The following is a 7000-nucleotide window of genomic DNA, read 5'->3' as shown; positions in this document are numbered from 1 at the left end:
CCCGCGGAAGTAGGTGCCGCCGTAGCTGGCCCCGATGGCGTTCGCGCAGGTGCGCTCAGCCGCCTGGAACTCGAACACGGCTTGGGCGATGCGGTTGTTCAGGTCGTTGTTGCGCTCGCGCAGATCCTCGTCGGCGGACCACTCCTGGTCGCCGTCGACCTCCTCCCACAACTCGACCGCCTGCCCTTGGAGACGGATCAGTTCCTCCTTCAACGGCCGCGCGGTCTCGGCGAACGTGGTCAGGGCCTCGGCCGCCCCGGCCACGGCCTCCTGGGCCGCTGCGGTGTCCGATCCCACGGGGTCGATGACCGACAACAGCTCGCCCGACTCCGGAGCGGTGTAGATGCCCTCCAACCCGGCCCAGGTCGAGGTGATGTCGACACCGGACTGGGCGATGGCCTCGCCCGAGGTGCGCAAACGCCCGGCGGCGGCCTCCAACTCGTCGGGGTCGACCCTGGGGATGGGCACGGCGGAGGGAAGGACCGGACCGTCGACCAAGCAGGGGTCGTACTCGCCCACGCCGAGGTAGGTGAAGGAGGTGGAGAACATGACTCCCAACCAAGGGGGGGACGGGGGGACGGAGAGGCAGAGAGGCGGAGAGGTGGGTTCGGGGGCGGACAGGAGCGCAGGGTTCAGTCGGGGATCTGACCGGCGTTGGCCTGGGACTGGGCGGCCATCGCGTCGTTGCCCTGCACGTAGAACAGGGTGGCTTCGCCTGCGCCGCTCACGGCGCTGGCTGCGAGTCCGACCGTCTGGCCCAGGACGCCGAAGTAGTGCTCGGCGAACTCGGCGAGCGCGATGCCGATGGGGGCGCTGGCGGCGTGCGTGGACACCTCTTCCAGGCGCTCTGCCAGGTTGGTCATGGTCCCGGTCAGACCGGTGGTGGCGTCCTCGTCTCCGATGTGGTCGTGGACCTGGTTGAGCACGCCGCTGACTTCGGGGACCTGGATGTTCCATCCGGGCACGGCGTCTCCTTCGTGCGGGGGGCGTGACTTATCGGGCACGGATGGTTTTTGAGTATGGCAGGGGATACGGACAAAAGGCCGTGAAAGGCTCTGTGGCCCGTCCCGGCCACCTGGGATCAGTCAAGGTCAGTGTGGTTTTCCGGGTATGCGTGATGGCCGAATCCGGTCACGGGCGGGGTGTGTGGCGGGGTGTGGGTGCGCGGATTCGGGGGTGTGGGGGCGTTGTGGGGCTTGGTGGCGGCGGGGCAGGGGCCGCGGCCCCTGGGGGGGCGTGTGGCGGGCGGGGGTCGGGGGCGACTGTGGGAGTGTTGGTGGGCGCAGCGGGGCCACCCCGGGTGCGGGTGCGGGTCGGGCTCAGGGCCGTCCAGCAGGGTCACGGGAGGGCAAAATGCTCCGCGAGGTGGGTACCCACTTGTACGGGACCTTGCACTGGGGAGCACGCACGGAGCATTTCAGGGCCCGGACGGGGCTTCGCGCTCGCCTGTTCGACTCGGACACCCCGTTTGACCTGGGGTTTTGTGGCGCACCCGGCAGGATTCGAACCTGCGGCCATCGGATTAGAAGTCCGGTTGATACGTGCCGCCACGTGTCTTTTCGTGTCGTTTCGTGTCACCCCATCCGATCCGTCGTGCCGCCTGAGGCCGTGTGGTACCGCCTGGGGCCGTGTCAGTACGGAACTGAAGAGCACGAACGGAGCACAAACCGACGGCTGGCGGCGTCCGATGGCACGCTCGCGAGGTCCTCGTCTGAGCTCTACAGACCTCCACCCGCACGCCAGAGAAGCATGCTGTTGAGCACCGACACGATGTTCAGAGGCCACAAGAACAAGGCCGCGCAGACCAATGCCGCGATCCGGGCAGCGACCCCCCTGCACAACGACAGCAACACCACCGCAGCGGAGAGGTCAAGGAACCTGGTGAGGAGGTTCGTGTTCTCCACGTAGTACTCGGTGTCCAATCCGAGGTAGAACGGGACGCAGATCCACGCCACGAGCACACCCGCTGCGCAAGCCCGTGCAATGAGCCTGCGGGACCGGATCGTGTGACCCAACCAGCCCAGCAGCAGGCCCAGGACCACACTGATCACAGCCCAGGCCCGGTACTCCAGGTTGTTCTGGTCATACTCGGTGAACTGGGCACCGACGAAGTGACCGGTAGCGGCTGCCGCGAGAGCGGCCGCACCGACCACCGCCGCGTGCCGTGGGCGGAGGGCCAGCCAGCCCAACAGCGCGGACGGCGCGATGAAGGCGCCGAATGACGGGCTGTTCCACTCGTTCCACTTGAAGACGAACAGTCCGGACGCCAGCCCTGCGGTCAACCCTGTAAACGCCGCGAGTACGCACAACAGCAACAGACGGCTTCCCAAGTATGCTCTGACGCCGGAGACCGGTGCGTCCAGGCTTTCCTCCGGCACCCACATGCGGGCTAGCGGTGAGGGGCGATGTGCCTTGGGTCGATTCGTCATGGGCTAGTTTCCCGTCATGAGGTCGCCGAGGTAGTCGAGGGTTTGCTCATCCTCGAAATAGCCTGAATGGCCGGTCCCCTCGTTGGGATCGAGACGGTTGCCCAGGGCCTCGCTGGGATTATCGGGGTCCGCGAAGAACTCCTCGCTGTGCAACGGCGCACCGAAGTGACCGTCTAGGCCCAGGTCCCGTGCACCGTTGATCCAGTCGTCGTCGCCCGCGACGACGTGGATGTCCTCCGGGTCCATGGACAGTTCGCTGATGTTGTCCACGCTGGCCCCGGCACCGCCCACGAGCACCATGCTGTCGGCATCCAGGCCGCCGCCGATGTCGGGGTTGTCCGCGGCTCCCACGACGAAGGAGCCAAAACTGTGGCCCAGGACGCTGTTGTGAGAGGGCTCGTCCCCTTGGTGGGTCGCACGCAGGCCAGCCTGGAACTCCGCCAGGCTCCGGCCGGCCTCGTCGGCCGACACGTCCCCTGGCAAGGGCGGGTCGTATCCGAACCACATGATGGAGGCGTTGTCGGCGCCGGGGGCGTGATCGTTCATCTGGCCTTGGATGGTCTCGGACCGTTCGATGGACAGTCCAAGAGTGCCTGCGTGGGTGAGCATTCCGGGCACGAGTGTGGAGACGTTGTCAGCGGTGTCGGGGTTGCCCGTGGAGATGGCCACCTCTCCTTCCCCTTCGCCTGCGAGGGGGTCGAAGTGGATGAGGAACTTGTCGTCTGCCTCGAGTGCCTCCCTCACGTCCTCCCAGTAGAGGATGGTCCCGGCCGGATCCAGTTCTCCGGTCAGTTCCATGTGTTCGCGCAAGGCCGTTCGGTTCAACTCGTCTCTGACGGTGACGGGAATACCGTTCAGGTTCCTCAGTTCGTCGGGATGTTCCTCCATCGCCTCCTGCCGTTCGTCCTCGGTCAGGGACTCCCACCAGGAGCTGACGGAACTGGGGGAGGCACTTTCGGAGAACTCCTCGACAGGGACATCTGAGACAGGGAAGAAGAGCCCCACGTGGTTCCATCCCACATGGCCGGCCTCGACCAGCCGATCCACGGTCTCCTGACCAGGGCCGTCTCTCAGGTCTTTCTTGACCTGGTCGGCCTGGTCCATCAACAGGTCCCAGGCGGTGGTGTGCTCGGCGATCAGACCGCAGGCGAAACCGTTGAGCGCTTCGATTTCCTGGGATTCGCGCTCCGCCTTGTTGTTGGCGGCAGCATCAACAATCCCCTCGACGAGCCTCCGGTGCGGCCGCTGGCGGCGGCGCTGGCTACGGGGTTGTCGACTCGGGACTGGGCGTTGCGCTTGGCCGATTCCCAACGTTCGTGCAGGTCGGCGCGTGTCGCTCGGTATTCCTCGATGTCGTCCGCCCACAGCCGCAGGACGGCCGCGCCGCTGGTCAGTGCGCTTCCGGCGTCCTGCCAGGACTGTAGCTCCCGAGCCGAAGCTGAGCTGATGTCCCAGGCGATGAGGTCGCTGAACTGACCCGCCGCGTCATTGAACTGGCCGTCGACGTCGTGTGCCCGGCCGTACATTGTCGAGCAGATCCGGTCGAGGGTATCGGCGCCGTCGTTGATGTGGGACACGACCGCGTCGATGTCCGCGGGCAGTCCCAGAGACATGTCGAGGATGGACAAGGTGGATATCCGTTTCCAGAGCGCAATTGAGATTAGGTGAGGTCGTTGATGGGGATGTCCAGCGCCTCCAGGGCCTCCTCGTAGGACTCCGCGCTCTCGTGGTCGGCGTCGACGATCGTGATGTCGGCGCTTGGACGTTGACGGCCAAGGCGATGCCGCTGCGCGCGACTGCTTGGAGGTGCTCGAAGGTGTCGAGTTCGTAGTCGTCCAGTCCGGGGGTGACATGGGAGGACACTGCTCCCCGGAGGTTCTCGATCGCTTCCTCGAGGTCGATCCCGAGGTAGACCATCGACTCAGCCATTTCCTCGGCCTTGGTGGCCTCGGACATAGCGTCGTAGGGGTTGACGCCGATGTCTTCGGACATGGGTGGCTCCAGTCGTGGAGGGTGGGGGCGGGGCTACGGCACGTGATGTACCGCCAAGTTACCGAGGGTGCCCGTTGGTCCGAAACACGGCATTCGGTCGATGTGGGTGGAAGGCGCGACCGAAAGCGCCTGACATGGGAGGATTCGCGGGGTTTGAGGTCTGGCCGAAAGTGGCCAGTGCTTTCCGCGCTCTCCAGCACAGCGCGCCATTGCGGAGCCTGAGTCGTCGCGAGTGCTCGATCACTTCGCTAGCTCTCTGGGCGCTTGAAGACGTGCCTAGAGCGTGAGGTGTCTTGTACCGGTTGGAATGTATGTCGGGATCGCCTCCCGTCACCCGATACATCCGGTGACACCTACCTGTAGGTGGACCAGCGGGTGGTGGTATCTCCGAGCTGCAAGGTGTCGAGGCGGTGGCACCACTGGGTGCGGAGCCCGGGGTTGGTGTTCAGGACCGGCAGGACGCTGGTGACGAGCCGGAGTTCGCGGAGCTGGCGCAGGACGGGAAACCCGGACCAGGTGAGGACGTCGAAGCGGTACTCGGCCGCGAGCGGGCTGTGGTGGTCCGTCGCGTAGTCCATGCGGACCTTGCCCACCGCAGCGGGGACCAGGTCCCATTCGCGGGGGCCGTGGCTGAGGCTGTCGAAGTCGCAGATCACCGGACCTTCCGGGCCGGGGATGAGGTTGCCCATGAACGGGTCACCGTGAAGCACCCCGGCGGGGAGCTCGAACTCCAGGTCCTGGACCAGGACCTCCAGGTGGTCGGTGCGCTCGGCGAGGAAGACCCGGTCGGTCTGGGCCAGCCCTTCGCGTCCGCGATGCGGCTGCGGATGCGCGCGAACGGCTCCCACGACGGCAGCGCGAAACCCGGTGCGGGCAGGGCGTGGATGCAGCGGAGGATACGGCCCAGGTCGGTCCCTGTCGGTTCGGGTCCGGTGGAGGGCACCAGGTGCCAGAAGGTCGCCGTAGCCCCACCGATCCGCACCGGCTGGGGGATGTCCTCTACCAATCGCACCGTCGGGGCGTCGTGCTCGGCGAGCCACCGGGCCGCCTGGATGACGACGGGGACGCGTTCGGCCACGGTCGCTGATCCGGCGATGCGCACCACCACCCCCGCACCCGGGAGGCGGTAGACGGCGTTGTTGGTGAACTTGATCAGCTCGGCGTCGTCGGCCGCCTTGGCGCCCAGTCCGGCTTCCTCGCACAGGGCCGCGAGGACGTCGTGGACGCGGTCGCGGGTGAGGGCGAGGCGGGGACTGGTGGAGGGAGCGGGAGTGGTGCTCATGGTGTGCGAAGAGTAGCAATCTCGTCGGCGAGTTCGGCGGTCTCGCCCCGGGTTCGGTAGGCCAGGGCGGCGTGGTGGAGTGGGGCGAGCCGGTCGATGACACGCACCGAACGGACCTGCCGGGCCAGGTCGACGGCCTGGCGGCCGATGCGCGCGCCTTGGTCGGGGTCGCCGTTGCGGATGTGGGCGGTGGCCAGGGCGGTCAGCTCGAAGGCTTGGCTGCGGTCCATGTCCGGGCTGCGGGCGTCCACGGCCCGGTACAGGTGCTCGGTCGTGGCCGTGTAGGTGCGGGACGAGGGGGTCGGGAGTGTGGCGTTGACGACCCCGGACATGGCGTCCAGGTCGGCTTCGTGGAAGAACCGCACCCACGGGGTGGTGTCCGCGTCGGCGCGGGCGAAGGCGTCGTGGGCACGGGCGAGGGAGTCCATTGAGCGCTTGTGGTCATCGAGGACGGCGTAGGCCCAGGCGGCGTTGGCGCACATGAGCGCGACGGTGCGCTCGCATCCGGAGTCCTGGGCGGCGATCTGCCCCAGCTGAAGGAACCGCAGGGCCTGGAGGGTGTGGCCCGTAGGCGATTGGACTGCTTGGTTGGAGGTGGTGCCCGAGGACCCGCTGGAGGTGACCGTGCGCGATGGGCCATCGACGCAGATCGCGGTGTGCATGCCGATTGATGACACCTCTGACTGGGTGGAGGAGAACCGGCGGCGTCTGGAACGCGATCGCTGCGCGATCGGACGGTGAGTTGCTGCGGGTTTCGTGTTTCGGGACCGCTTTCCGTTGTCCGTCTTGTTGATGGTGGTTCGAGGGCTTGATTAGAGTCGTTTCATGGTTTGTGTTGCTTGCGTGACGAATTATGTTTCGGATCGATAACGTCCCGCATTGATGCAGGTGAAAAAGGGGTGCTCCCCGCAGAGGCGGGAGTGAGTCCGGGACCCTTTGAAAGGTAGTTCACTCTTGTAGTGCTCCCCGCAGAGGCGGGGGTGAGTCCCTGGTGCTGTTGAGCACGTCGATGACGTGTTGGTGCTCCCCGCAGAGGCGGGGGTGAGTCTGGACATTGACCTGGCCTACAATTCCCCAGTAAGTGCTCCCCGCAGAGGCGGGGGTGAGCCCACCTACCTGCGGCTTTCGACCACCGTCCCGTCGTGCTCCCCGCAGAGGCGGGGGTGAGTCGAGTCTCGAACTCTGGACGTTCGCGCTCAGAGCTCATCTCAAAAGCCATCAGCATGCTTTGCCAGGTGCTTGTAGCAGATGAGGATGCAGGCGATGCCGAGCATGGCCAGGAAAGTGGAGGCCTTGC

At 66.3% G+C, this 7000-nt stretch carries 8 protein-coding genes, 1 pseudogene and 1 CRISPR repeat array; of the genes and pseudogenes, 1 reads left to right on the top strand and 8 read right to left on the bottom strand.

Annotation, left to right across the window (positions count from 1 at the left end; all coding sequences use genetic code 11):
• From BJF83_RS00120 to BJF83_RS00090, 8 genes and pseudogenes are all read right to left on the bottom strand, one after another.
• Positions 1–549, bottom strand: a pseudogene (locus BJF83_RS00120) (hypothetical protein); the annotation flags it as partial.
• A gap of 83 nt (positions 550–632) precedes the next feature.
• Complete coding sequence (locus BJF83_RS00115; RefSeq protein ID WP_075924683.1) at positions 633–965, bottom strand: DUF6507 family protein; 333 nt, start codon at positions 963–965, stop codon at positions 633–635.
• Positions 966–1718: 753 nt separating this feature from the next.
• Complete coding sequence (locus BJF83_RS00110; RefSeq protein WP_075924682.1) at positions 1719–2384, bottom strand: DUF6518 family protein; 666 nt, start codon at positions 2382–2384, stop codon at positions 1719–1721.
• A gap of 48 nt (positions 2385–2432) precedes the next feature.
• Positions 2433–3533 (bottom strand): alpha/beta hydrolase, encoded by a 1101-nt coding sequence (locus BJF83_RS00105; RefSeq protein ID WP_083678343.1) that lies wholly within the window; start codon positions 3531–3533, stop codon positions 2433–2435.
• A gap of 32 nt (positions 3534–3565) precedes the next feature.
• Complete coding sequence (locus BJF83_RS25805; RefSeq protein WP_158070311.1) at positions 3566–4042, bottom strand: hypothetical protein; 477 nt, start codon at positions 4040–4042, stop codon at positions 3566–3568.
• A gap of 732 nt (positions 4043–4774) precedes the next feature.
• Positions 4775–5110: a hypothetical protein gene (locus BJF83_RS28080; protein WP_262391190.1), complete on the bottom strand. Its 336-nt coding sequence runs from the start codon at positions 5108–5110 to the stop codon at positions 4775–4777.
• On the bottom strand, positions 5074–5703 hold the full coding sequence (locus BJF83_RS00095) for a hypothetical protein (protein ID WP_262391189.1): 630 nt from the start codon (positions 5701–5703) through the stop codon (positions 5074–5076). The genes BJF83_RS28080 and BJF83_RS00095 overlap by 37 nt, the downstream gene beginning before the upstream one ends.
• The gene (locus tag BJF83_RS00090; RefSeq protein ID WP_075924681.1) at positions 5700–6365 is read right to left on the bottom strand and encodes a hypothetical protein; all 666 of its coding nucleotides are present in this window, start codon (positions 6363–6365) and stop codon (positions 5700–5702) included. The genes BJF83_RS00095 and BJF83_RS00090 overlap by 4 nt, the downstream gene beginning before the upstream one ends.
• Here BJF83_RS00090 and BJF83_RS30755 point away from each other — a divergent pair.
• Positions 6298–6444 carry a DUF5959 family protein gene (locus tag BJF83_RS30755; RefSeq protein WP_394329281.1) on the top strand — a complete coding sequence of 49 codons (147 nt, stop codon included), beginning with the start codon at positions 6298–6300 and terminating at the stop codon, positions 6442–6444. The genes BJF83_RS00090 and BJF83_RS30755 overlap by 68 nt on opposite strands.
• Before the next feature lie 158 nt (positions 6445–6602).
• Positions 6603–6873: a CRISPR direct-repeat array (repeat unit 28 nt; unit sequence GTGCTCCCCGCAGAGGCGGGGGTGAGTC).
• Positions 6874–7000: the final 127 nt, after the last annotated feature.

The organism is Nocardiopsis sp. CNR-923 (assembly GCF_001942255.1).
GTDB lineage: Bacteria > Actinomycetota > Actinomycetes > Streptosporangiales > Streptosporangiaceae > Nocardiopsis.
Note: the sequence above shows the minus strand (reverse complement) of the source record. Positions and strands in the feature narration are given on the sequence as shown.

What these genes read in the sequence shown, in the direction of transcription:
- BJF83_RS28080 (WP_262391190.1), bottom strand. Translation starts at nt 5,110, where the DNA reads ATGGGCAACCTCATCCCCGGCCCGGAAGGTCCGGTGATCTGCGACTTC.
- BJF83_RS00110 (WP_075924682.1), bottom strand. Translation starts at nt 2,384, where the DNA reads ATGTGGGTGCCGGAGGAAAGCCTGGACGCACCGGTCTCCGGCGTCAGA.
- BJF83_RS00090 (WP_075924681.1), bottom strand. Translation starts at nt 6,365, where the DNA reads ATGCACACCGCGATCTGCGTCGATGGCCCATCGCGCACGGTCACCTCC.
- BJF83_RS00095 (WP_262391189.1), bottom strand. Translation starts at nt 5,703, where the DNA reads ATGAGCACCACTCCCGCTCCCTCCACCAGTCCCCGCCTCGCCCTCACC.
- BJF83_RS25805 (WP_158070311.1), bottom strand. Translation starts at nt 4,042, where the DNA reads ATGTCTCTGGGACTGCCCGCGGACATCGACGCGGTCGTGTCCCACATC.
- BJF83_RS00105 (WP_083678343.1), bottom strand. Translation starts at nt 3,533, where the DNA reads ATGGACCAGGCCGACCAGGTCAAGAAAGACCTGAGAGACGGCCCTGGT.